General features: G+C 46.8%; 15 protein-coding genes, 1 tRNA gene and 1 pseudogene. 7 read left to right on the forward strand and 10 right to left on the reverse strand.

Annotation, left to right across the window (positions count from 1 at the left end):
- The first annotated feature begins 37 nt into the window (after positions 1-37).
- Positions 38-3,045, forward strand: a pseudogene (locus ACUJFK_RS01960) (efflux RND transporter permease subunit).
- Positions 3,046-3,459: 414 nt separating this feature from the next.
- On the opposite strand, the gene ACUJFK_RS01965 reads toward ACUJFK_RS01960, so the two are convergent.
- From ACUJFK_RS01965 to ACUJFK_RS01985, 5 genes are all read right to left on the reverse strand, one after another.
- Positions 3,460-7,131: an SbcC/MukB-like Walker B domain-containing protein gene (locus tag ACUJFK_RS01965; protein WP_445425912.1), complete on the reverse strand. Its 3,672-nt coding sequence runs from the start codon at positions 7,129-7,131 to the stop codon at positions 3,460-3,462.
- Positions 7,128-8,351, reverse strand: a complete 1,224-nt coding sequence (gene sbcD / locus ACUJFK_RS01970; RefSeq protein WP_445425913.1) for an exonuclease subunit SbcD — start codon at positions 8,349-8,351, stop codon at positions 7,128-7,130. The genes ACUJFK_RS01965 and sbcD overlap by 4 nt, the downstream gene beginning before the upstream one ends.
- Positions 8,352-8,400: 49 nt before the next feature.
- A complete protein-coding gene (locus tag ACUJFK_RS01975) occupies positions 8,401-10,710 on the reverse strand; it encodes a sensor domain-containing protein (RefSeq protein WP_445425914.1) in 2,310 nt (769 codons plus the stop codon).
- A gap of 174 nt (positions 10,711-10,884) precedes the next feature.
- The gene (locus ACUJFK_RS01980) at positions 10,885-11,634 is read right to left on the reverse strand and encodes a DUF481 domain-containing protein (RefSeq protein ID WP_445425915.1); all 750 of its coding nucleotides are present in this window, start codon (positions 11,632-11,634) and stop codon (positions 10,885-10,887) included.
- A gap of 2 nt (positions 11,635-11,636) precedes the next feature.
- Positions 11,637-12,461 carry a mechanosensitive ion channel domain-containing protein gene (locus tag ACUJFK_RS01985; RefSeq protein ID WP_226750559.1) on the reverse strand — a complete coding sequence of 275 codons (825 nt, stop codon included), beginning with the start codon at positions 12,459-12,461 and terminating at the stop codon, positions 11,637-11,639.
- Positions 12,462-12,652: 191 nt separating this feature from the next.
- Between ACUJFK_RS01985 and ACUJFK_RS01990 the strand changes: the two genes are divergently transcribed.
- The 3 genes from ACUJFK_RS01990 (at position 12,653) to ACUJFK_RS02000 (ending at position 14,772) form a co-directional block, all read left to right on the forward strand.
- Positions 12,653-12,728: transfer RNA gene (locus ACUJFK_RS01990), tRNA-His, on the forward strand.
- A gap of 90 nt (positions 12,729-12,818) precedes the next feature.
- Positions 12,819-13,379 (forward strand): DUF1285 domain-containing protein, encoded by a 561-nt coding sequence (locus ACUJFK_RS01995; RefSeq protein WP_445425916.1) that lies wholly within the window; start codon positions 12,819-12,821, stop codon positions 13,377-13,379.
- Between the two features lie 106 nt (positions 13,380-13,485).
- Entirely contained in the window at positions 13,486-14,772 is a 1,287-nt protein-coding gene (locus ACUJFK_RS02000) for an amidohydrolase family protein (protein WP_445425917.1), read from the forward strand.
- A gap of 19 nt (positions 14,773-14,791) precedes the next feature.
- On the opposite strand, the gene ACUJFK_RS02005 is transcribed toward ACUJFK_RS02000, so the two are convergent.
- The 4 genes from ACUJFK_RS02005 to ACUJFK_RS02020 form a co-directional block, all read right to left on the reverse strand.
- Positions 14,792-15,268: a DUF2489 domain-containing protein gene (locus ACUJFK_RS02005; RefSeq protein ID WP_445425918.1), complete on the reverse strand. Its 477-nt coding sequence runs from the start codon at positions 15,266-15,268 to the stop codon at positions 14,792-14,794.
- Between the two features lie 2 nt (positions 15,269-15,270).
- Complete coding sequence (yihI, locus tag ACUJFK_RS02010) at positions 15,271-15,855, reverse strand: Der GTPase-activating protein YihI (protein WP_306177409.1); 585 nt, start codon at positions 15,853-15,855, stop codon at positions 15,271-15,273.
- Between the two features lie 33 nt (positions 15,856-15,888).
- On the reverse strand, positions 15,889-16,536 hold the full coding sequence (locus ACUJFK_RS02015) for a class I SAM-dependent methyltransferase (protein ID WP_226750554.1): 648 nt from the start codon (positions 16,534-16,536) through the stop codon (positions 15,889-15,891).
- A gap of 547 nt (positions 16,537-17,083) precedes the next feature.
- Positions 17,084-17,710: a c-type cytochrome gene (locus tag ACUJFK_RS02020; RefSeq protein WP_306177408.1), complete on the reverse strand. Its 627-nt coding sequence runs from the start codon at positions 17,708-17,710 to the stop codon at positions 17,084-17,086.
- Between the two features lie 193 nt (positions 17,711-17,903).
- On the opposite strand from ACUJFK_RS02020, the gene yihA reads away from it, so the two are divergent.
- Positions 17,904-18,521 carry a ribosome biogenesis GTP-binding protein YihA/YsxC gene (yihA, locus tag ACUJFK_RS02025; RefSeq protein WP_226750552.1) on the forward strand — a complete coding sequence of 206 codons (618 nt, stop codon included), beginning with the start codon at positions 17,904-17,906 and terminating at the stop codon, positions 18,519-18,521.
- 470 nt (positions 18,522-18,991) lie between these two features.
- Here yihA and polA read toward each other — a convergent pair whose 3' ends face one another.
- A complete protein-coding gene (gene polA / locus ACUJFK_RS02030; protein ID WP_445425919.1) occupies positions 18,992-21,790 on the reverse strand; it encodes a DNA polymerase I in 2,799 nt (932 codons plus the stop codon).
- A gap of 564 nt (positions 21,791-22,354) precedes the next feature.
- On the opposite strand from polA, the gene ACUJFK_RS02035 reads away from it, so the two are divergent.
- Positions 22,355-22,750 carry a c-type cytochrome gene (locus ACUJFK_RS02035; RefSeq protein ID WP_226750550.1) on the forward strand — a complete coding sequence of 132 codons (396 nt, stop codon included), beginning with the start codon at positions 22,355-22,357 and terminating at the stop codon, positions 22,748-22,750.
- Positions 22,751-22,952: 202 nt separating this feature from the next.
- Positions 22,953-24,824, forward strand: coding sequence for a diguanylate cyclase domain-containing protein (locus ACUJFK_RS02040; RefSeq protein WP_445425920.1), 1,872 nt, complete (start codon positions 22,953-22,955; stop codon positions 24,822-24,824).
- The last annotated feature ends 1 nt before the right edge of the window (position 24,825 follow it).

Below are 24,825 nucleotides of genomic sequence, written 5' to 3' on the forward strand. Positions count from 1 at the left end.
GGTGGCCAGTGCGTTAATCGCGACGGCGATTTTGTTAATGGGCTTGTTGAGCTGGCGCTTGCTGCCAGTGTCTCCACTACCGGCTATCGATTTTCCGATGATCGTGGTCACGGCCAACTTACCTGGTGCCAGCCCCGACAGCATGGCGGCTACGGTTGCGACGCCGTTAGAGCGCGCATTAGGCAGCATTTCAGGTATTCGCCGCATCAGTTCGTCAAGTAGTCAGGGCGCTACGCAAATTCGTTTAGAATTTGAGTTAGATCGTAATGTGGATGCCGCGGCCCGTGAAGTACAGGCGGCCATTAACGCCTCGCGTGGCCAGTTACCCGCTGGGATGCCTGGCAATCCGGTTTATCGCAAGTTTAACCCATCGCAAGCGCCGATTATGGCGTTAGCTTTGAGCTCTAGTCATTTGGCGGGCAGCACGCTGTATGACAATGCTTCAACGGTGTTGGCGCAAAAGTTGGCGCAAATTACAGGGGTGGGTGAAGTCGAGGTCACGGGCTCGTCGCTACCGGCGGTGCGGGTGCAACTGAACCCCGGTATGCTGGCGCATTATGGAGTGGCGTTAGATGAAGTGCGCAGCGCCATTAATACGGTTAATGCCTCAGTACCCTTAGGTGTATTAGAAACGGATAGCCATCGCTGGCAATTGGCCACCAGTGAAACCTTGCGCCGTGCGGCGGATTATCAAGATTTAATTGTTAAATATACCGATGGCGCGCCGATCCGTTTATCTGACGTAGCCATTGTTAGTGACTCGACGGAAAACCGCTACAGTTCGGGCTTTCATAACGATAAAGACGCGGTGATTTTAATGGTCAGTCGGCGCAACGGTGCCAATATAGTCGAAACCGTTGATGCTATTTACAACGAACTGCCTTTACTGCAAGCCTTAACGCCAGCCGGTGCCGATTTAGCGGTGGTGATGGATCGCAGCCCGGTGATCCGTGCCACGCTTTTAGAAGCGCAATGGAGTTTAACACTGGCCGTTATTTTGGTGGTGTTGGTTGTTTGGGCTTTTTTAGGCAATTTTCGCAGCGCGTTAATTCCCAGTGTGGCGATCCCGGTGTCATTAATTGGCGCTTTTACCGCGATGTATTTGTTTGGGTTTTCATTGAATAACTTATCGGTGATGGCGCTAATCGTCGCTGCCGGTTTAGTGGTCGATGATGCCATTGTGGTCGTCGAGAATATTCGTCGCCATCTTGAACGCGGTTTAACGCCGCTACAAGCAGCACGGCAAGGCGTAGCTGAAGTGGGCTTTACCTTGTTAGCGATGAATTTGGCACTGATTGTGATTTTCCTGTCTATTTTGTTTATGGGGGGCTTAGTTGAGCGGTTATTCCGAGAGTTCTCTATTACGTTAGTGGCGGCGATGGTGATTTCATTGCTTATTTCGCTGACTTTAACGCCCAGTATGTCAGCATTATTGTTGCGTAAACCCACTAAGCAACAGGCCACATCAGGTTTCTTTTGGCGTTTGCAGCAAGGATATCGGCACAGTATTGATGTGTGCTTACGGCATTATCGCTGGTTATTGCTGTTATTAGTGTTGTTATTTGCCGCCAGCGCTTGGTTATATGACAAGGTGCCATCGGGTTTATTACCAGAGCAAGATACTGGCCAGTTGAATGGGTTTGTTCGCGGCGATGATGGCGCGTCGTATCAAATGATGCAGCCAAAAATCGAAGCTTTTCGCCAGTATGTCTTGCAAGATCCTGCCGTGGCTGACTTAATCGGCTCGGCGGGGGGGATCGCGGTGTCAGTAATTCGCAAATGCGCGTGCGGTTAAAGCCGCTTGCAGAGCGCCAAGTGTCGGCTCGTGCTGTGGTGGATCGGCTTCGAGCCAATGCGCCAAAAGTGCCTGGCGGCATTCTGTTTATGAATGTCGATCAAGATATTCGTTTATCCTCACCCTTTAGTCGCAGTGACTATGAAGTGCAGTTGTTATCAGATGATTTAGATTTGCTGCGAAAATGGGGCAAGGTTGTCGGCGAAAAACTGCAAGAAGTCCCTGGGTTAGTCGATGTTGATACCCCCGGCGGTGAAGATGCACAGCAAATTGAGTTAACCATTGATCGCGAAGCGGCGCAGCGGCTCGGCGTGGATATGCGCACGGTGGCCACGGTGCTGAATAACTCCTTTTCGCAACGACAAGTCGCGACCTTGTATGATCAACAAAACCAGTACCGCATCGTGATGGAGCTGTTACCCGGTTATACCGCTCAGCCCGAAGTGTTGCAGCAGTTACAGGTAATTACCAATGATGGTCGCCGTGTACCTTTAGCGGCTATCGCCAGCTATCAGTATGGTTTAGTTAATGACCGAGTGCAGCATGAAGGACAATTCGCTTCGGTAAATATTGGTTATGGTCTAGAAGAAGGCACCACTATGGAGCAAGCTTCTATAGCGATTGAGCAAGCTATGGCAGAAGTGATGTTGCCCGGGGCTATTGTGGTGGTCAGTGGTGAAAACCAGCGCAATGCTATTTTTAAAAGTAGCGATCAAACCTGGTTGGTGATTGCGGTGGTTGTGGCGGTGTATCTGTTGTTAGGCATTTTGTATGAGAGTTTGCTACAACCGATCACGATTTTGTCTACCTTGCCTTGTGCTGGCTTAGGTGCCCTGCTAGCGCTGTATTTAACTAATAGCGATTTTAGTTTAATTGCCCTGTTAGGGCTGTTTTTGCTGATCGGTATTGTAATGAAAAACGCCATTTTGCTGGTCGACTTTGCATTGGCCGCCGAGCGCAATCAAGGTTTGGCACCAATCGAGGCGATTGCGTTAGCGGCGCAGCAGCGGTTACGGCCAATCTTAATGACCAATTTCGCCGCTTTATTAGGTGCGGTGCCGTTATTATTAGGGGTTGGTGAGGGGTCTGAGTTGCGACAACCACTGGGCATCACCATCGTGGGCGGCTTATTAGTCAGTCAATTATTGACCTTGTACACCACGCCTGCGGTGTACTTGTTGTTGAGCAAGTTTCGCCGTGCACCGCGTGCTGAAAGCGTGACGCCATCTGCAGAGGTGTCGCTGAAATAACTTAGCAAGTTTCAACGTTAAAAAGACAACATAACTAGGGCTTGTTGACGTTTGCTGTTTAGATTTTGTTCGTTTGGCGATGTTTTGATCGCGAAACGAGGAGTGTAATTTAGTTATTCTAAATAAACGACGAGAGACAAAGAGCAAAGCATCGCCAGAGGAACCCTTCGGGCAGCGAGTGGCTGGCATTTCTACTGCGTTTTACGAAATATATCCTATATTTCGCCTTCGGCCAGCAGAGCTGTTCCCGTTTGTTCCAGACAAACGGGTCGCTTGTTTATGTAGAATAACTACACGGCACAAGCTCTGCCTTGTATAAATACCAGCCACTCAGCTGCAAAAACAACCAGCAAACGTCATCAACAAGCCCTAGATCGCGCAGCAGCATAAAGCGCGGCCATGACATGACGAGTGTTAGTTGGTTACCCGATAGCACTCGTCCAATTGGCTAAAACCAAAGCCGGTATTTTTCTTCACCCGTAGTTGGGTTGGAATACGCTCTTTCATCGCTTCTATATGGCTTATCACGCCAATCATTTTACCGGTAGCATTGAGGTTATCCAGCGCATCTAAGGCGATATCCAGCGTTTGTGCATCTAAGGTACCAAAGCCTTCGTCTAAAAATAACGAGTCGATGCTGGTTTTATGGCTGACCAGATCCGATAGCGCTAAGGCCAAGGCTAGGCTGACTAAAAAGCTTTCACCGCCCGACAGCGTTTTCGTATCGCGTTCGCTATCGCCTTGCCAGGTATCTTGCACGGTTAACGACAAGCCGGCTTGTTCTTTTCGTTTCAGTAAATAACGACCATGCAGTTGTCGCAGCTGATTATTCGCCAAATACACCAGATTATCCAGCGTCAGGCCTTGTGCAAAACGGCGGAATTTATCGCCACTGGCCGAACCAATCAGCGTATGCAGCTGGGTGATTTCATCATAGCGTTGTTGCTGCGTGTTAATGTCAACTAATAAACTTTGCTGCCGCTCTCGTAATTGTTGCTGCTGATTCAACTGCTCTTTTAGCTGACCTAAGCGTGACAACAGTTCGGTTTGCTGTTGGCTAAGTTGTTGTCGAGTTGCAGCCACCTCGGTCGCACTGACTTTTTGCCACGCCGAGGCTTGCTCATGTTCGAGCAGTGCTTGTAATTGCTCGTTAGCTTTTTGCAATAAGGTATTAGCGCTTTGCCACGTTTCTTCAAGTTGCTGCTTTTTACTTTGTAAGTGGCTGCGCTCTGCTTCGGGTAATAAGGCGGCAAGAAAAGCGGCTTCATTAGCAAAAGGGCTAAGCTGCAGGCTATTTTGCCAAGCGGTACTTTGCTCTTTAAGCTGTTGTTGCAGCTGTTGCTGGCGCTGCTGTAAGTTGTTTAGCACACTGCTGAGTTCGGTATGGCGCTGTTCCACTTGGCGATATTGCTGTTGCTGTTGTTGCCATAACTGCTGAGCGTGCTGCAGTTGTTGCTGCAGCGTGTGCCGTGCTTGGCTGACGACTTGCTCGCCAAATAAGCTGTGCCGTTGCGCTTTTAGCGCTTGCAACTGCGTGGTTTGGCGCTTTGCGACGTGTTCAGTTTGTTGTAGTTCAGTGCTCAGTGTACTGATTTGCTGCTGTAGAGCCTGTTGTGCCGCCGTGCTGCTGGCTAAGTTTTGTTGTCCTTGCTGCTGTTGTTGTAGTGTCTGTTGATACCGCTTTGCATCTTGCTGTTTTTGCTCTAGCCAAGTAGGTAGCTGCTGCAGCGTGCCCTGATAGCCTTGAACGCTAAGCTGATTTTGTAGCTGCTGTTTCTGCTGCTGTTGGTCGTGTTGTTGCGCCGTTTGCTGTTGTGTTAATTGGCCTTGACGCTGTTGCAGATTAAGGTGTTGTTGTTGCAGTAAATTGAGCTGGTGTGCTTTTTGGGCTTGCGCTTGCTGCTGTTCGATCAGGCTTTGTTGTGCCTGAATGACCGCTTTTTCAGCCTGGCGTAAAGCCGTTAATTGCGCATTGGTCAGCGCTAATTGTTGCTGTAAGCTTTGGCTTAACTGTGGCAAGGCTTGCGAATCGTTTATTTCTAACGTGACGTCCAGTGCCACGCAGTGCTGCTGCCATTGCTGCTGCGTTGCGCTAATGAGTTCGGCCAATTTACTGAGGCGAGGTTCTTGTGCAGCCAGCTCTGCCGTGCATTTATCTAAGGCTTCGCGGCTTTGTTGACCCGCCAATAAAGTATGTTCTGCTTGTTGCTGCGCCTGTTGCAACCGCGCTTGCGTATCGGGCAGATCTAATGGGATCGCCGCGGCAGGGTGTTCGCTGGCACCGCACAGTGGGCAAGCTTCGCCGGCAACAAGCTGTTGGCGATAGTACGCTAGCTGTTCTTCTTGACTAATCAGTTGCTGCAAATCGTCGACTTGTACTTTATGCCGTTGATATTCATCTAAAAGCTTGGCGCGCGCGGTAGTCAGCTGCTGCTGTTGAGTGTGTAATTGTTGCTGCGTTGCTTGTAACTGCTGCAGCTCTTGAGTGGCCTGCCAATACTGTTGCTGGCAATTTTCTGCTTGATGCAACCTCGGCCAGCGCAACGTAAGCTGTTGCAGTTGTTGCTGTAAGGTGGCTTCATCAGCTTGTTGTAACAGATGTTGCCATTCGTTTTGCCGTTGCAAGTGCTGCTGTTGCTGGGCTTGTAGGGCCTTATCATGTTGCTGCAAGGTGTGTTGTTGTGCTTGTAAGCTGCTTTGCAGTGCTGTGCTTTCTCGCTCAATTTTCTGCTGCTCAGTGGCTAATTGATTCAGCTGCACTTGGCTTTTTTCAAGCTGGCCAAGCGCCTGTTGCCAACTGCTAAGATAACGATTGATCTCGGCATCGGTCTGATGCTCTGTCAGGTAACGTGCGGTAGTGGTGAGTTGTTGTTGCAGCAGTTGCAGCTTTTGCTGCAGCTGGCGGTCATCCGCTTGCATTTGTTGTAATTTTTGCTGCAGACTATCTAAACGCTGTTGCTGGGCGCTTTGTTGTTGCGCTAGGCCGTCGATTTGATGATCTAACGGCACCACCTGCTCATTGAGCAAGGTTTCTTGCTGCTGATTTTGCTGTTTAGTGTGCTCTAAAGCCTGCTCGGCGTGTTCAAGCTGACTGCGCTGCTTAGCTAAATCTGCGATGGTAAGCTGTTGCTGCTGCTCTGTTTTAACCAGTTCACTAATTAATGCCTGTAAATCATCACGACTCTTTTGTAATAAGCTAAAGGGGGTGCGTAAGCGCTCAGCCGGTTCATTTTGGCTAAGCTTAGCCAGATCCGCTGCTGCATCGTGCAGTGCTTGTTGCGCCTGTTGGGCGCGGTTGGCTTCGAGTTGCTGCTGCTGTGTAGCCTGCTGCTGTTGCTCCCACCATTGTTGATGTTGCTGCCAAGCGCTCAGTTGCTCGCTCAGTAAGGCTTGCTGGGTGCTGACTTGGTGCTGCTCTTGCTCAATAGCCGTTAGCTCATCAGCGCTTAACAGCTGAAATCCCGCTAATTTGGCCTGTAATTCTCGTAAATCTTGTTTGGCTTGGGTGTAGTCATCATGCACACGCTTCGAGATCAAACCGTAGATTTCTGTGCCGGTAAGCTCTTCTAACAACTCGGCGCGCTCACTTTCATTGGCATTTAGAAAAGCGGCAAAATCGCCTTGTGATAACAGCATGGATTTGGTGAAACGCGCAAAATCTAAACCTGTGATGCGTTCAATTTCTTCGTTTTTAGGTCGCACCTGATTGGCTAACACTTTGCCGCTTTGCACTTCAGCCAGCTCGACATCGGCTGGCTGTAAATTGCCGTCGGCTTGGCCACGAGCACGGCGCATACTCCAAAAGGCGCGATAAGCAATGCCTTTTACTTCAAACTCCACTTCAGCAATCGATTCGGCACTGCCGCGCGTCATAATTTCATTGGAAGTTTGGCTAATCGGGCCTAAACGGGGTGTTTGATGGTAAAGGGCTAAACAAATCGCATCTAATAAGGTTGTTTTTCCGGCGCCGGTTGGCCCGGTGATCGCAAATAGCCCATTTTCGGCAAAAGGCGATTGGGTAAAATCGAGCTTCCATTCACCTTTTAATGAGTTGAGGTTTTTCAGCCGTAAAGTCAGAATTTTCATCGGCTCTGCTCCTGCTGCACGGCGGACAGTACCGCTAAAAAGCGTTGCTGCAGTTGCTGTTGTCGCTCAGTATCTTCAATAGATTCAATTGCTAAGCGTTTAGCGAATACTTGCTCAGGTGTCAGCTCGGCCAAGGTTTCTTTTTGCTGCTGTATTAACGCTTGGCTAGGCGCAGCGCGTTGTCGGCGTACCAACAATACCTCGACAGGCAAGCCTTCGCACAGTTGTTGTACGCGCTGCTGTAAATCAGACAAATAATCTTGGGTGGCAATTTCCAAACAGAGCCAAACGGGCTTAATGTGCTGTTGTTGTGCAATGGCGGCCAGTTGCACGGCCAGAGTGTCAAGATCTCCCTTAATCACCTGCATGGGTTGAAACAGCGGTACATCAATACAGCGAATCTGTTGGCGCTCGCGGCCGTTAAACTCCACCAGCACCACTTGTTTGGTTGTACCCAGCTCGTCAAAGCTCAAGGGTAATGGCGAGCCGCTATAGCGAATATGTTCGGTTTTCGCCACGCGCTGCGGCCTGTGAATATGCCCCAGCGCAATGTAATCGGCCGGTGGGAAACCCTCTGCGGCAAAACCCTCTAAGGTGCCGATATAAATCTCGCGTACGCTCTCGCTTTTACTGACGCCAAGCGCCGTTAAATGGCCCGTGGCTACAATGGGAATGTTTAGTTGCTGCTCTTGCCGTTGTTGTTCGGCGAGTTGAAAGAGGTGTTGGTAATGCTCGGCAATGGCATTGGCGAGTGCTTGGCGTTTTTGTTGGCCGGTGTCGCCGGCTTGGCTTTGCAGCACATCTTTAGCTCGAATAAACGGCACTGCACAAAGCAAAGCGCCCGGTTGACCTTGTTTATCGTTAAGTAGGATCACTTGTTGTTCAACAGGCAATTCGGTACTGGCTACCACATAGGTATTTAAACAGGCGAGTAATTGTCGTGATTCATTAAGTACCGCAACGGAGTCATGATTCCCGCCTAACACCACCAGCGTACATTGACGTTGTTGCAGTTGCACAACAAACTCGTTGTAAAGCTCTCGCGCATAGCTGGCCGGAGTGGCAGTATCAAATACATCACCGGCGATAATCACCGCGTCAATCTGTTCGCGACTGATTAGGGCCAGTAGCCACTGGATAAAAGCGTGGTGCTCATCTTTACGAGTTTTAGTAAAAAAACTTTGGCCTAAATGCCAATCGGAGGTGTGCAGGATTTTCAACCAGGCGTCCTTTGCAAGTTAAACGTGTCGCCGAGTTGCTAGCATGTGTTTAAGCGTGCTGCGACTGATTCAGTAGCAGCTGCCGAAATTGCTCAGCGGGTACGGCTTGACTAAAATAATAGCCTTGATAGTAATCACAGGCCATCTCTTTTAGCAAGGCCAACTGCTCGGCTGTTTCAACGCCTTCAGCCAATACATCAAAATGTAGCGTATGCGCTAACTCAATGATCGCTTTACTGATTTGTCGGTCATCGTCATTGTCGGTGATATTATCAATAAAGCTGCGATCGACTTTAAGAATATCCAGCGGCAAGCGTTGTAAATAGGCTAAGGACGAATAGCCTGTGCCAAAGTCGTCAATGGCAAGGCGAATACCGGCAGCACGTAATTGTTGCATCGTGCGAATGGCGGCATCTTTGTTGTGCATTAACGCGGTTTCTGTGACTTCTAACTCAAGTAAATGGGCGGGGAAGCCAGTAGCGAGCAGGGTAGAGATCACTTGTTGCTCGAAGTCACCTTTACTAAATTGATGCGCCGAGACATTCACCGCTAACTTCACTTGAGGTAAGCCTTCCTCTAACCATTGTTTGCCTAAGAGGCAGGCTTGCTCTAACACAAAATGGCCAATGGTATGAATTAACCCGCAGTTTTCCGCCACGGGAATAAAAAGCTCTGGTGAAATAAAGCCTTGCTCGGCATCTTGCCAGCGGATCAGTAATTCTGCGCCGATGATTTGACCGCTTTGAATAGCTACTTGCGGCTGAAAGTAACATTGTAATTGTTGCTGACTAATCGCCAGGCGCAACTTAGTTTCCAGCTGCAAGCGTTGCCGAGCTGTCGAAGTCAGTTGGCTACTAAAAAAGCTGTATGTGCTGCGACCTTCCGCTTTGGCTTTGTACAGTGCCGCGTCAGCACCTTGCAATAATGATTCAGCGTTATTGTGATGCTCAGGGTACAAACTAATGCCAATAGACGCGGTTATAGTGACGTCAATTCGTTCAGTTAAATTTGCCGGTTGTTGTAAGGCTTGCAGCAGTTCTAAAGCAAAGCGTGCGGCATCTTCTGTGTGAGGTAAGTGCTCGATCAGAATCGCAAACTCGTCGCCCCCTAGACGCGCCAAGCTATCGGTGTCTCGACAGAAAATTTTAAGTTTTTCACTGACGTTTTTTAACAGTAAATTGCCGACACTGTGGCCATACGAATCGTTGATGGTTTTAAAATTGTCTAAGTCGATTATCAATACGGCTAATTGCAGCTTTTCGCGCCGGGCAACCTTAATGGCTTGTTCTAAACGCCCCGTAAAAAATTGGCGATTGGGTAGGTGCGTAAGGGGATCGTACTCTGCTAAAAAAGCTAATTGCGCTTCTTGTTGCTTGCGTTCAGTCAAATCGATATCTATGCAGTAAATGCGCGGTTTATTATCCGGGTCGAAGATCACCGCGTGTGACGAGTATACGCTGACCAGACTGCCATCTTTGCGTTGTAGCTGTAACTCCTCTGCTGGCAGGGGGTGGCCAGAATGTGTCATTGCTTGAATAGCGGCTTTTACATCGTTATGCATTGGCTGGGGAATAATTAAATCCAGTAAGTTACGGCCAAGCGCTTCTTGTTTGCTATAGCCATACACTAACTCGCTGCCTTTATTCCAGTAAAGCGTTACGCCATGTTCGTCATATCCCTGTACCGAGATATTGGGCATGCTGTCGAGTAAGGTGCGAAAGCGTTGTTCGCTTTCTTGCAGTTGATGTTGTGCGTGTTTTATCGCAGAAATATCCTGCACGACCGAGATAAAATAAGCCGATAGATGCGGTTGTGGCGGTAATAAAGCGACAGATAAACGTACCCATAAAGTGTGGTTATTTTTAGTGATGTAGCGTTTTTCAATGGAAAATTGCTTGATGTCATTGGCTAAAATCTTTTCTCGCAAACCTTGGTCAAGTAATAAGTCATCAGGGTGCGTGATGTGTTGAAACGTCATGCTTCTTAATTCGTCAGCGCTGTATTCCAGCATACGGCACAGTTCTTTATTAACCTTAATGAATTGCCCATTAACGTCGACATAGGCAATACCGGTTGCAGCATAGTCAAACGCCATATGACTCAGGCGTTGTGATTCGGTCAGCGCCATTTCAAATTGCAGTCGCTGCTTTAACAATACCCAGGCGAGGATGGCGGTCAGCAGCACATAGACAAACCCTTTATAAGTTTGATAACGGGTGAGTAAAACCGGATCGCTAACGATGGACGCTAAAAACACATCGCTAAACTCGATCCAAAGCAAGCCCAATAGCAAATAGATCGCTGCCCCCAAGATAGGGTAGTAAGGCAGTTTGCTCAGTTTGGATGCCCTTGGATTCATGTTAATTCCATATTTTCAGCGATAAACAGCGTCTGTGTTATGACTAAGATAAGTGCTAAGCATAGTTGAACTTGTTGGTATTCGAAACGAGCAGGGGGGCAAATAGCGGTTTTTGTTGCGAATTAAGGTAAATAAAGCACACAGCGGCACGAAGCCGCTGTGTAATAGGTGTACTTAGAACGCGTAAACCAAGGTTAAAGAGGTTTGCGTGTCGGTACTCTTTTTATCGGCAGTGACATCAGAGTCATTTTGTACTAAAAAGGCGGCTTTCATCTGCATAGCACCATTCACTCTGGCACTGAGTGCGGTTTCAGCGATAGTCCGCGTATTTTCGTTACTGATTTCAACGCTGAGTGTTTGTGAAAAAGAAGCAGATTCACTGATGGTCCATTTAAATTCCGCAGCACCACGGGCCAGCAAGCCATTTTCTGTTTCGTCAGTAGATCGGCGGGCGTTGTAATAACCCGGACCGATTTCTACATCCAGCGTCTGGTTTTCCAGATCCATTAAACGGGTACCGTAACCGGCGGCGATGGTGGTGTATTTAGTGTAAGCACCAAATTTATCATCGGTATACGAACCTAACACAAACAAATTATCGTGTTCATCACCGATTTTGTAAGCCCCTTTCGCGGATACCAGATAGCGTTGCGCTGACCGTTCTTTCTCTCTGTTACCATCAGCATCAACTTTTTCATCTTCTTTAAAGAACGCGCTGAAAATATACTGATTGCTCCATTCTTCCAGCTCTTGTCTGGCATCAATTTTACCGGTAATAGACGTACCTGCTGTATTACCTGTAGTGGTAATGGCGCCAAGCTCTGCTGAGGTTTGCCACACCTTTTGCTCTTCCTCTGGCGCTTGAGCTTGCGCGGCACCCGCAAATAAGACACTTAACGTTGCGGCTACAGTGAATAATTTCATGTTTACTCCTTTGTTTCTTGTTTAAGATGAACGTCCATTTGCGGGAAGGGAATACCAATACCGTGTTCATCAAAGGTCAATTTTACTTTTTCAAGCGTATCCCAATACACACCCCAGTAATCAGCACTATTCACCCAAGGGCGCACAATAATGTTAACTGAAGAGTCGGCTAATTCAGACACACGGATGTTGGGCGCAGGCTCAGCTAAAACACGCTCATCATTTTTGATGATGTCTTGTAGTAGGTTTTTCGCTTTTAATAAATCAGCGTCATAGCTGATACCGATCACTAAGTCGACACGGCGCGTGGCCTCAGCAGAAAAGTTCGTGATATGACTACCGGTGATTTTGGCATTAGGTACGATAACGCGTTTGTTATCTGGTGTTTTCATGGTGGTTTGGAAGATTTCAATTTTATCTACAGTACCGGAAATACCACCGGCATCAATAAAGTCACCCGATTTAAATGGGCGGAAAAGAATTATCAACACGCCAGAGGCAAAGTTAGCCAGAGAACCTTGTAATGCTAAACCAATCGCTAAACCGGCAGCACCTAAAATAGCGATAAACGAAGTCGTTTGCACGCCAACTTGCGATAGTGCCATCAAGGTTGTGGCAATAATTAAAACGGCATACACAATGCTGCTTAAGAAGGAAACAACGGCCTTATCAATACTGCGTGATAACAAGCCTTTTTCAATTAATCGTTTAATACCGCGAGCAATAATACGGCCTACATAAAAGATGAAGATAGCAGCAACAAGCTGTATGAAATATCCGAGTAAAACCTCATGGTTTTGTTGGAATAACTCGTTGATTTGTTCCATGTAACACTCCTTTGAATTTTTTAGCAGGGTGTGTGATGAGGTTTCTAAACTATGCGTGTTGCTGACGGTAAATCCGGAAACCTCAGCAAACGTTGGTGATCATACCATAAAGCCTTGTACCCTTAGATGACAAATTACAAAAAAGAGCTTGGAGCCATGCGAGGTTTTTGGTTAAAATAGCCACTTCAGCGGTGATTGTAGCTCAGTTGGTAGAGCCCCGGATTGTGATTCCGGTTGTCGTGGGTTCGAGCCCCATCAGTCACCCCACTTATTTTCCTGCCTTTGTGATTACCTTACTTTCTCAGTGTTGCCCAGCTATACTGCAGTTTAATTAGCACGCCAATGGTTCCTTGTGGTATGGATTTATCTCAATTACAACAGCAACTCAGCCAACCTAACTTAGCACCAGTTGAAAGCTGGGATCCGCCATTTTGTGGTGATTTGCCGTTGTTAATTACTGCCGATGGCCAGTGGTTATATCAAGATAGTCCTATTCAAAGACCGGCCTTAGTGCGTTTATTCGCGTCGGTTTTACTCAAGCAGGATAACGACTATTTTCTACAAACACCTGCTGAAAAAGTCCGCATCCAGGTGGCAGACGTGCCTTTTTTAGTCACGCAAAGTCATTGGCAACAGGCTGTCTCAGGCCCAGAGTTATGGCTAACCACTAACATTGAAGATGCTGTGCCACTCAGTGCGGCTTATCCTTTACAGATCCAATATTATGCTGGGCAGCAATTACCTTACTTGCAGTTGTGGCGAGGGTTATCCGCCAGATTACATCGCAACTTATATTATCAATTATTGCAAGAAGCCAAGATGGTCACTCAGGGCAAGCACACCCGTTGGCTGATTAACAGTGGCGGTGTTGATTTTGTGTTAGCTGAACTGACGAATAGCGACGAGTTGAGCGGTTAATCGCATATTCTGGCTAGATACCGCAAGCGCATTGCTTGGTTTGGCCAGGCAGCCCATAGTTTCAATAACAGGGCAACAAGCTAATAATGTTAAGAGGATAATAACCATGATAAGACTCTCTCTACTGGCACTGGCGACACTTTGTGCTACGCCATCGGCCTTACAGGCGGCAACAACCTATATTCACGCTGGTAAATTGATTACTGCCGAAGATAAACAGCCTTTAACAACACAAACCATCATTGTCGTAGACGATAAAATTAGCGCCATCGTTGCCGGTTACCAACAGCCCGGTGCGGAAGCGACTGTGGTGGATTTACGCAATCACACGGTTATGCCGGGTTTGATGGATATGCATACACATTTTTCAACGCAATTAAGTGCAACCTCTTACAGCGATTGGAGCCGGTTGAATGAAGCCGATTTTGCGCTTCGCGGCGCGGCGTTTGCTGAAAAAACCTTAATGGCCGGGTTTACAACAGTACGTGAGTTGGGCGATAGCCATCAGGTAAGTATTGCGCTGCGCAAAGCAATTGCTCAAGGTTACGTTAAAGGGCCGCGTATTTTTGCTGCAGGTAAATCATTAGCCACCACCGGTGGACACGCTGATCCTACCAACGGTTTAGCCAATGCGTTATTGGGCAACCCAGGCCCTACTGATGGGGTGCTAAATGGCCCGGTTCAAGCCCAGCAAGCGGTTCGTCAGCGTTATAAAGAAGGCTCAGATCTGATTAAAATCACCGCAACCGGTGGGGTATTAAGTGTGGCAAAAAGTGGCATGAACCCTCAATTTACCGTTGAAGAGTTAGCTGCTGTGGTGCAAACCGCGAAAGATTACGGCATGAAAGTCGCTGTGCATGCTCATGGTAAAGAAGGGATGGAGCGAGCGATTATTGCTGGGGTGGATTCGATTGAGCATGGTACTTACATGGATAAAGACACCATTGCCCTGATGAAAAAACACGGTACCTATTATGTGCCGACGATCAGTGCCGGTAAATGGGTGCAAAATAAAGCGCAAATCGACGGTTTCTTCCCTGAAATTGTTCGGCCTAAAGCCGCCACCATCGGGCCACTCATTCAGCAAACTTTTGCTCGGGCCTATAAAGCTGGGGTGAATATTGCCTTTGGTACTGATGCGGGTGTCGGCGCGCATGGCGATAATTGGCTAGAGTTTGTTTATATGACCGAAGCTGGTATGCCGGCGTTAACGGCGATTCATAGTGCAACGATTGAAGGCGCAAAATTACTTGGCGTTGAGCAAGAGCTTGGCTCGATTAAAGCTGGTAAGATTGCCGATATCATTGCTGTTGCAGGCGATCCGCTGCAGGATATGAAGCTGATGCAAAACGTCAGTTTTGTGATGAAAGCAGGGCAAGTATATAAGCAGTAATCAGTAAATTGCAGCAGGCTTAGGCCTGCTGAAATCTTGCTAATAATTTGCTAACGTCAGCTTCAATCTCGCTTTTAAGGTCGATTTCTGCTTGTTGGCGAATTTTATCTTGTTGCTTCGTAAGCTTTTTATCTTGCTCTTTCCGAGCTTGATGTGTCGGCATATCACGAACCACTAAATACATCTTATGCAAAGCCGGATAGTGCACAACGGGATCCGGCTTATCTTTCTCGGGCCAATGATCGAGTAGCACCCAAAGGCGTAATGCGCCCTCGGAAAACTCGCATTGTTGCTCCAGCATTGCTCGGCTAATCAACACGATACTTTCATGCAGGTAGCGTTTTTTCTCTTGCTGTTTCTGCTCGAGTTGCTGTTGCTCGAGTTGTTGGCGCTGGGTTTGTAACTTGACCTGCCACAATAGCTTACCGGCATAAAAAGCCAGTACGGCAATAATGCCCACACCTAACACCAACATACTTGCCCATAATAACGCCACGCTTAATCCTCATCGCCTAGCAAAGTTTTACGCCAGTCGGTACGCTCAAAACGCGCTAATGGATCTTCTTCTTCGTCTGCACTATCGCTGCGCGTTGCTTCGTCATCAGCGTCATCTAAGCCTAATAACTGTAACAGCTCGCTTAAGCGTGCCGTTTTGCTATTAAAGTATTTTGCATCTTTGCCGGTTAATACTTCGTCTTGCTCAACGCGCTCTAATAGGGCTTGTAGGCGCTCATCGGCTTCGATACTGGCCAACTCTTGCTCTGGTGTCAGTGTTTCAGCTTTAACCGCTTTTAACTGTGCTTTGGGTATGGCACTGACCACGTTGGGCATCTGCTCAACCAAAGTAGGCTCAGCGATTAACGCGATAGGTTTTTTGCTACCAATTCGCGGATCTTTTTTGGCTTTGTTCGCTTCAGCTTGTGCATCTTTACTTTGTTGCATGCTGTTACGAGTACCCGATTTCAGGCCTGAGCCTTTCTTCTTAGTCTCTTCTTTGGTTTCTCGGGTTTTGCGGATCTCACTGGCAGGTAAATGGCGTTGGCCATTGTTGCCAGCATTGCGGGATTTTTTTTGACGCGTCATAGTATTTTGCTACCTGTAAAAAGACCGATCATTTTACCCAGCTTTGCTGAAGATCACCACATCATTCGCTGGAAATGCCACCTTAAGCTGATATTGTGCTGCTAACCAACGAAATGTGGCCTGACTGAAGAAACTAATATGTGTTGGATCTCGTCGATAATACCAATTGCTGAACGCCTCTGCTGTTGGATAACATTTGGTCATAATCGCAAGCACCCCTGCCGGCTTTAACAGTTGTAGCCATAATTGCCACTCGTTAAGCGGATCGACAAAGTGCTCAATCGCTTCGGTGCAGCTGATAAAATCGTATTGCTGCTCTAACGGGGCGGGGTCATTGGCAAAGAAGGGATCCCAAACCTGCATCTGATGACCGGCTTCCTGTAACATATTGGCTAGCAACGGGCCGGGACCGCATCCAAAGTCTAAGCCACTTTTCGTGGTATTGCCCAAGGTTTGCAGTAAGGGCGCTGCCAATTTATTCAGAAATAGCCGATAACCCGCATCGTTCAGATCATTGTTGTGTAGCAAATAGTGTTGTTTTTCTTGCTCGGCAGAGAGTAGGTGGTGTCGGTCTAAAAACACCAAAGCGCATCGCTGACATTGCCAGTAAGGGGGATGCAGTTGGGCGTTATAGCGAAGGGTATCTGCATGGCCGCATAATGGGCAGATTGATTGTTGCATATTACATCCAAAACAAAGGGCGATAAGATAACCTTATCGCCCTGTTTATTCGTGCCTAGAGATGGACACATCTTCTGAATAATGCAATTCATCCTGATGCGCAGTCAACACCGTGTTGCAATTATCCCTATATTATTGTTTGCTGTCCGTGCAAAATTTTTTTTATTTATGATCTTCCTAATGCTTTCGTAATCTTCCTTGCGCGTGGTTCACGCGTAATACCATCTTAGCATCTTCAAACACAGCGCACATAATGTGCATGCGGCTTCCTTAACCTAAATTCCCTGTTGTTTTACCGCTAACGGCGATAAAGTTAATTTACTCCGATCTAATCAGATAACAAGCGCTTGAGTATAAAAAACCTGAAAAAAATTAGACTTTAGTCTATATCGTATTGTTTTTCAGTGATTTAAGTTAAGTATAGAAAGTTGAAATAGTTCAATTAAAATTCAACTATAGGTGATGTCTTACATGCTTTGTAAGATATTTCTCACAAAGCGGCATAAAAAAACCGGCTTATTCGCCGGTTTTTTCTAATAACTAAGTATTAGTGTAAGCCGCCTAAGTATTGCGACAGAATTTTAATATCATCGTCAGTCAGCTTTTTGGCCACGTCACGCATCATGCCGTTCATGTCATTGGCACGAGTACCAGCACGAAATTCTTCTAGAGTGGCTTTAACATAGTCTGCGTTCTGGAAGCCGATTCTTGGGAAACCCGCTAAGCTAGTACCTGCGCCACGTGGACCATGACAGGCGATACAAGCTGGAATACCGCGATCGGCATCACCGCCACGATACAGCTTTTGACCTACTTCGATTACTTCTTCTGGTGTTGTGCCAGATGTAATGCGCTGAGAAGAGAAGTAAGCTGCTAAATCTTGCATATCTTGATCAGACAATGCAGCAACCATACCGTACATGATGGCATTAGCACGACCTTCTTTCCCACCAGTGGTCATACCTAGCTTATAGTCGGTTAATTGTTTATATAAATATTCAGCGTGTTGACCTGCTAATTTAGGATAAATAGTTACAACGCTGTTACCGTCAGGACCATGACAAGCAGCACAAGTGGCAGATTTTGCTTTGCCTGCTTCGGCGTCACCGTCAAAAGCATGAGCTGTACCGACTAAACCGAATAACAGCGCCAGAGGAAGTATGATTTTTTTCATGTTTGATCCGTCTCAGTCCGCATTCAAAAGCCAGCTTGCTGGCAGCAATGAATAACATTAAGGTGAATTTTTAGCTATTTTACACGAAACTGCCCAAAGTAAAATCCCATACTATGGTCAAAAGCACGGCAAATGCTTCTTACTGCTCCTTTGATCCGCTACAATAGCCATAAATTAACCGCCGGAGCAGGCTGTGTCGTCTATTAAATTAAATTATCAACAAACAAGTTTTCTTACCAGCGCCCCGGATATTAAGGCATTACCCGCAGATAACGGCATCGAAGTCGCTTTTGCCGGACGTTCAAATGCCGGTAAATCCAGCGCATTAAATACTTTAACTCGCCAAAATGCTTTGGCCAGAACCAGTAAAACGCCAGGTCGTACTCAGCTGATTAATACCTTTACGTTGGCCGAGAATAAAAGATTAATCGACTTACCCGGTTATGGTTTTGCGAAAGTGCCTTTAGCTGTAAAAGAAAAATGGCAGAAGTCACTGTCTGAGTATTTAGAAAAACGGCAAAGTCTAAAAGGCTTAGTGGTATTAATGGATATTCGTCATCCGTTAAAAGATTTGGATCAGCAGCTTATTCATTGGGCGGTGCAAAGCCAATTGCCGGTGCTGATATTACTGACTAAGGCCGATAAACTGGGGCCTGGTGCTCGGAATAAAATTGTGCTGGAAGTACGTGATGCGGCCATGGCCTTTATGGGTGATGTTAAGGTGCAGGCTTTTAGCTCGTTAAATAAGTTTGGTTTACCCGAGTTAGAACAAACGTTAGATCAGTGGTTTAACGACGATAACGCGGCATAAAAAAACCGACCCAAGAGGGTCGGTTATAGCAAGCAGGGGAGAAGCTATATAATTCAATCAACAGGATGTCTTACTGTTAAGACGTGTTGATCATAACACCCAACCTATGCGGTTTAAAGTATTTACTCTAAAAATTTAACGCCTGACTCGCCTGATAGCAAAGATAAGCGTGATCTTACCGCTACACGCCAAGCGAATAAGCCTCGCGCAATCATCATTCTGACTTTTGCAGCAAAAAAAACGCCCCGCTGCAAGCAGCGGGGCGGCTAATAAAGCCTACTTTCTGAACTTCAATAGTAAAAACATACCGAAGCGAAAGATAGAATATCTTACCTCTGTACCCTACAGCGCAAATTTTAGCTAATTTTTGCACTATTGCAAGCAAAAACTGTAATTAAACTACAAAACTGAAAATGTAAGCGCTTGCTTTCTGATTTATGTAATTAAATTACCTTTATTAACAACGAAATTTAATGTGCTTCATCCCAGTTTTTACCATAACCGGCTTCTGCTAAAAGTGGCACATCTAATGATGCGGCACTGGCTAGCAAGGTTTTTAACTCGGCAGCAACGCGCTCAACCTCTTGCTCTGCCACTTCAAACACCAATTCATCGTGCACCTGCATAATCATTTGCACAGCGTTGTTATCTTGCTGTTCCAACCATGCCGCCACCTTGATCATGGCTAATTTGATAATGTCGGCTGCGGTGCCTTGCATGGGGGCATTAATGGCCGCACGTTCGGCGCCTTTTTGCCTGCCCATATTGCGGGCATTAATGTCAGGCAAATATAAGCGGCGACCAAACAGTGTTTCAACATAGCCTTGGTCATGCGCTTGCTTTCTCGTGCGCTCCATATAATCCAGTACACCAGGGAAACGCTCAAAATAGCGGTCAACATAATGCTGTGCTTCATGGCGAGCAATACCCAGTTGTTTGGCTAAACCAAACGCAGACATGCCATAAATTAGCCCAAAGTTGACCGCCTTGGCGCGGCGGCGCTGCTCGCTAGTCACTTCATCTAAGCTAATGGCAAACACTTCAGCAGCGGTGGCTCTATGCACATCAAGACCATTAGCAAAGGCATCCAGTAAGGCTTTATCTTGCGATAGGTGCGCCATAATACGTAATTCGATTTGCGAGTAATCGATGGCCAGGATGCATTTACCGGCAGGCGCAATAAAGGCTTGGCGGATGCGTCGGCCTTCTTCGGTACGGATCGGAATATTCTGTAAATTCGGTTCTGTTGAGCTCAAGCGACCGGTGGCGGCTACCGCCTGATGATAGGAAGTGTGAACGCGCCCCGTAGCGGGATTCACCATCTTCGGCAGTTTATCGGTATAAGTAGAGCGTAACTTACTTAAACCACGATGCTCAGTGATCAGTTTTGGAAAGTCATATTCTAAAGCGAGCTCAGCGAGCACTTCTTCGGCGGTCGAGGGGGTGCCACTCGGTGTCTTTTTCAATACCGGTAACTTCATCTGCTCGAACAGGATCTCTTGCAGTTGTTTTGGCGAGGCCAGATTAAATTCTTTGCCTGCTGCATCGTAAGCCAAGTGTTCTAGCTCTTTAATACGGGCAGTTAACTGTTCACTTTGCTTGGCCAACAAGTTGCTATCAATCAGCACGCCGTGGCGCTCTATTGTCGACAAAATGTTCACTAAAGGCAGCTCGATCTCAGTAAACACCTTGACCAGCTCACGACTTTGTTGCAATTGTGGCCATAGCGTTTGATGCAGTTGCAGCGTCACATCGGCATCTTCAGCGGCATATTCAGCGGCTTGGGCAAGTTCAATTTGATTAAACGTCAGCTGCTTAGCCCCTTTACCGGCTAAATCAGTAAAGCTAATAGTGTTATGACCTAGATACTTCAGCGCAAGCGAATCCATATCGTGACGGCCCGCTACCGAGTTCAGCACATAAGATTCCAACATGGTATCAAAGCGGATACCCCGTAAGGTTAATTGATAACGCGCTAACACGCTTTGATCGTATTTTAAGTTTTGGCCAACCTTGGCTTTGTTGTCATCTTCCAGCCAAGGTTGCAGTTGTGCCAAAGCCCACTGGCGATCGAGTTGCGCTGGCGCGCCTAAATAATCATGCGCTAAAGGCAGATACCATGCTTTTCCTGCTGCTGTGGCAAAAGATAAACCAACCAATTCCGCCTGCATATAATCTAAGCTGGTGGTTTCCGTATCAAAAGCGGTTAATTCTGCTTGGTTTATTTCTTGAAGCAATGCAGTAAATTGTTGTTCGTTCAGCACCGTTTGGTACTGACTGCGATCAATCACTTGCCTGACGGGTTCATCGGCGGTGTGTTCTGTCGCTGTGTGAGTAGTAGTGGCATTTTCGAGTTGCTGCGACGTGCCCGCGGTGTTCGTGTCAGTGTCACTAAGGATCTCGGCTAACCAGCGTTTAAATTCGCATTGTCGATACAGCTCGCTTAGCTGTTGCTTGTCTGTGGGACGGATCTGTAAATCGGTGAGTTGATAGGGTAATTCGACATCACATTTAATCGTGGCCAGTTGGTAAGACAACGCCAGTTGTGCTTTATGTTCTGCCAACTTGGCAGCCATATTTTTGGCACCACGAAAGGTCAGTGTGGCGACTTGATCAAGCTGTTGATAAATGTGTTCAATTGAGCCCAGCCCTTGCAATAAGGCCGCGGCTGTTTTTTCACCGACACCAGGCAAGCCAGGAATGTTATCCACTTTGTCGCCCATCAGCGCGAGATAATCGATAATCAATTCCGGCCCGACGCCAAATTTCTCTTTAACCGAGATAGGGTCGAGCAATGTATTATTCATCGTGTTAATTAAGGTGACATGTTCGTCTACCAGCTGCGCCATATCTTTGTCACCGGTTGAAATCAACGTATGACGCCCCGCAGCGCTAGCTTGACGGGCAATAGTACCGATAACATCATCAGCTTCTACGCCGCTAATACAAAGTAAAGGCAGACCCATAGCTTCGATGATCAGATGTAACGGGGCAATTTGGCTGCGTAGGTCATCAGGCATCGGCGGGCGATGTGCTTTGTACTCTTGATACATTTCATTACGAAACGTTGGGCCTTTCGCATCAAACACCACGGCCATTTCGCTGGGCTGATATTGTTTTAACAAGCTTTTAAGCATGTTCACCACACCATAAATAGCACCAGTGGCTTCACCTTTTGAATTGGTTAAGTGCGGTGGTGAATGATAAGCCCGAAATAAATAGGAGGATCCGTCAACCAAAATTAACGGGTTTTTGGGGATATAGACCATGATAATAATTCCTGCAACGCTGATGCGTAGTAGCATGCCACAGCCATCCCCCTACCACCAGCTGAACCGGTTGACTTTGCTGCGTTAAAAAGAGAGTAAGCTGTGGATAACTTTGTGCAAAACCCATAGAAAAATGTCATCCTGCTTGAGGCAGAATGTTAATGGTGGTGATTTAAGTGGTTGTTTTTATTTAACTAAACGGGGAAACTGCAAGTGCCGTTATTCTTATTTTTTTGCATTGCGTAATGTGGAAAACGATTTACTGCTTGGCCCGCAATCTTCCTAGGTGCCAAATATCCTCATCAAGCAGGTCGAACAGACTATCACAATAACCGGGTTTGCCTAGCCTCTTTTTTAAAAAATTTCGCTTTAAAAAAACCGTTTTGCTGCGCCTTTTGGCATAAAGCAATAAGCATAAGCCTTTGCGGCGGTGTCGCGGCTAAAAGTTTACACATGGCAATGCAATGCGCTGCACTAACAATCTGCCTAAGCTCTTCCGTTTCGGTTGAGATGCAGGCTATAATGCGACCAATTACTTATGGCTTTCAGTATGGGATCAACACTATGAATAAATTGACAGTTGCAGTAAGTTTGCTGCTGATTACCATCGGCGTCCACGCGAGCGCAACCTCTGATGCCGACGCTATTGCAAAACGCATTGCGCCAGTAGGTCAGGTTTATGTTGCTGGTGCTACCCCAGCTGTGGCTGCCGCGGCAACAGGTCCACGCAGTGGCGAGCAAGTTTATCAATCTGCCTGTTTTGCCTGTCATGGCACGGGTGCACTTGATGCGCCAAAACATCAATCTGCTGATTGGAAGCCGCGTTTAGAGCAAGGTTTTGATGTGTTATTAAAGCACTCTATTGAAGGCATTCGTAACATGCCCGCTAAAGGCACCTGTACCACTTGTTCTGATGATGAAATTGCTGCCGCCATTCGTTTTATGACGGATGGTGTATAAACAGAACCAGCATTTTCGTTTTAATAAAACCGCGCCAGTCGCGGTTTTTTTGTGCCGATTGGGCTATGCTTGTTTAACAGCACCCTGGGTATTTAATTAAACGAATTTGCTCTGTAGCCCTTCCATGTGTTTAAACTTTGTGCATAATAGCCCATTGTTATTATACATCTGACCAGTTTGTAATCGTTTCAGGATCGGAAGCTTGACTAAACAACGAACGCTCCAATATCAATTAAAACAAGCGGGCAATAAAATCAGACGGCTGTTGCTGTTAATCGCTCGGCAAAAAGAAGCCTATACCATTCAGGGGGCTTTGTTGCAGCTGTCAGAATTGGCCAGCCATATTAGTGATATGGCCGATTTTTATCCGGCGATCCACAAAATGGTCTCTGAGCAGTTACGCGCCGAAAACTTTTATGTGGTGCTTTATGATGCTGATACTGAGCATTACCAACTGCAGTACTTCTCTGACGAAAAAGATCAGCAACTCATTACTTCTATTCCAGACAACGCTTTCTCTCGTGGCTTAACCGGTTATGTGGCTCGTTACCAGCGGCCATTGTTATGTGACGAAGAGGAATTTAACGAATTAGTGAGAAGCGGCGAGATTGAAGCACAAGGTTCACCCTCAGCACATTGGATGGGTATCCCTTTATGTCGTGGTGAAAAAATTATCGGCGTTATGGCGATCCAGTCTTATGACAGTCAGTATCGTTATAACGAGCAAGATTTAAAATTGTTTAGCAGTATTGGTTCTCACACTGTTATTGCTTTAGATCGAGTAAAGAGTCGTGAACTATTAGAAAGCACGGTGAAAGAACGCACCTTGCAATTGCAAGAAACCAACGACTTTTTACAAAAAGAAATTAGAGAACGTATCCACGGTGAAAAGCTACAGGCGGCGTTATATAAAATATCTGAGCTAACGGCCAGTAGCCAAGACATGCAAACGTTTTACCAAGCAATCCATAAAGTGCTCTGTAATTTTATGGCTGCGGAAAACTGTTATATTGCCTTACTCAACACCGATGGGACGAAATTAACCTTTCCGTTTTATGTTGACCAATTTAGCCCTGCAGCCTTTGATCGGCCACTAAGCCGAGGTTTTACCGAATATGTTATCCGCTGTGCTGAAGCGCGACTCATTAACCCTGAGCAAGCATCATTACTGGTTGAGCAAGGTGAGATCCGCCGAGGTATGAGTGGTACCACTGAGCTAGAGAAAGCAGCTCGCCATTCAAAAAGCTGGCTCGGTGCTCCGCTGAGGATTGACCAAAAAGTCATTGGGGTGGTTGCGGTTCAGTCTTATGTTGATGGTTATCATTATAGCGAGCAAGAGCTCACTATTTTACGTTTCGTTTCACAGCATATCGCGGTAGCGATCCAGCGTAAGCTTGCTGCGGAGAAGCAAAAACAACATCAAGAAGAACTGGAACGTAAAGTCTTTGAAAGTACCCGTGAGTTGCGTCAAACCAACTTATTTTTACGCCTGCAAGTTGAAGAGCGTAAAAAAGCGGAGCAAAAATTGTTCTATGATGCGAATCATGATGTATTAACCGGGCTTGCCAATCGGCAGATGTTTCTGCAGCAATTAAAACAACAATTTTTATTAAATAAACGCCAACCGCAAACCGGAATGGCATTGCTGTTTTTAGATCTCGACCGTTTCAAATTGATCAACGATACCTTAGGCCATCATATTGGCGATGCGTTTTTAATTGAAAGTAGCAAACGTTTACTCAGTGCGATCCGCGAGCATGATGTGGCCGCACGCTTCGGCGGTGATGAGTTCGTGATTATGTTATTAAACTTGCAATCTGAGCAAGATGCCGAAGAAATTGCCCAGCGCATTATCGACAAATTCCGCCAGCCCTTTGTGTTAGAGAATAACAGTGTCAATTCGGGCATCAGTATTGGTATTGCGCCATTCAGCACAGACTATCACCATGCCGATGCGATGTTACGCGACGCTGATGCCGCCATGTATCACGCCAAAGCATTAGGGCGTGGTCGCTATGTGACGTTTGAATCAGGTATGCGCGATCAAATGTTAAAAGCGCTAGGTGCTAATTAGC

The sequence above is a fragment of the Alishewanella sp. HL-SH06 genome, assembly GCF_052656265.1.